The sequence below is a fragment of the Micromonospora sp. M51 genome (genome assembly GCF_018070305.1).
Taxonomy (GTDB): Bacteria; Actinomycetota; Actinomycetes; order Mycobacteriales; family Micromonosporaceae; genus Micromonospora; species Micromonospora parva.
Genome location: NZ_JAGPXZ010001237.1, coordinates 1 through 1,057, shown reverse-complemented (window position 1 = coordinate 1,057; position 1,057 = coordinate 1). Strand labels below are relative to the sequence as shown.

Genomic DNA, 1,057 nt, shown 5'->3' with positions numbered 1-1,057 from the left:
GATCGCCGGTTTCCCGTCCACCACCCCGACCAGCCTGGTGTCGCTGGGCACCGGTGTCGCGCCGGGCGCGCACGGGGTGCTCGGCTTCACCGTCCGGGTGCCCGGCACCGATCGGGTGCTCACCCACACGGACTGGGCCGCCGATCCGTCGCCGCTGCGCTGGCAGCCGGTGCCCACCCAGTTGGAGCGGGCCCGCGCCGCCGGGGTGACGACGACAGTGGTGAGTCGGCCGGAGTTCGGCGGCAGCGGGTTGACAGTCGCCGCCAACCGGGGTGGCGACTTCCGGGGCGCCGCCGGCGGAGACGCGGTGGCCGCCGCCATGCTGGCCGCGCTGGCCACCGGCTCCGGGCCGACCCTGGTCTCCGGTTACCACGCCGACCTGGACCGGTACGGCCACGTCTACGGCGTCGACTCGGAGCCCTGGCGGGTCGCCGCCGCCGAGGTGGACGCCCTGCTCGCCCGGCTGGTCGACGGGCTGCCCCCGGACGCGGCGTTGCTGGTCACCGCCGACCACGGTCAGCTCGACATTCCCGCCGCGCACCGCTTCGACCTGGACACCGATCCGCGGCTGCGGGCCGGTGTGCGGCTGGTGGCCGGCGAGGCCCGGGTCCGCTACCTGCACACCGAGCCGGGCGCGACCGAGGACGTGCTGGCCGCCTGGTCGGCGGTGCTGGGCGCCACGGCCCGGGTACGCACCCGCGACGAGGTGGTGGCCACCGGCTGGTTCGGGCCGGTGCCCGAGGAACACCTGGGCCGCGTCGGCGACGTGGTGGTGACCTGCAACGACACGTACGCGGTCATGGCCAGCCGTACCGAGCGGCCGATGGCGTCGAAGTTGGTGGCCTACCACGGGTCGGACACCGCCGCCGAGCTGACAGTGCCGTTGCTGGTCGTCCGGGGCTGACCCGGGGGCGGTTCGGCCCACTGGCCGATGGTGGTGTCGTACCCCCGGGTTAACCTGCCGGGATGGGCCGCAGTCAGTCGTTGCCCCGGGGCGACGATCCGCGCTTCGGGCCGGACGCCGACGACTCCGCCAGCCCGATCCTGCACGTCGACA

1 protein-coding gene is annotated in these 1,057 nt (G+C 75.1%); it reads left to right on the top strand.

Annotated elements, in window-relative coordinates; all coding sequences use genetic code 11:
* The coding region (locus tag KBX53_RS33950) for an alkaline phosphatase family protein (RefSeq protein ID WP_210863924.1) at nucleotides 1-904 on the top strand (904 nt) is incomplete at its 5' end.
* Between the last annotated feature and the right edge of the window lie 153 nt (nucleotides 905-1,057).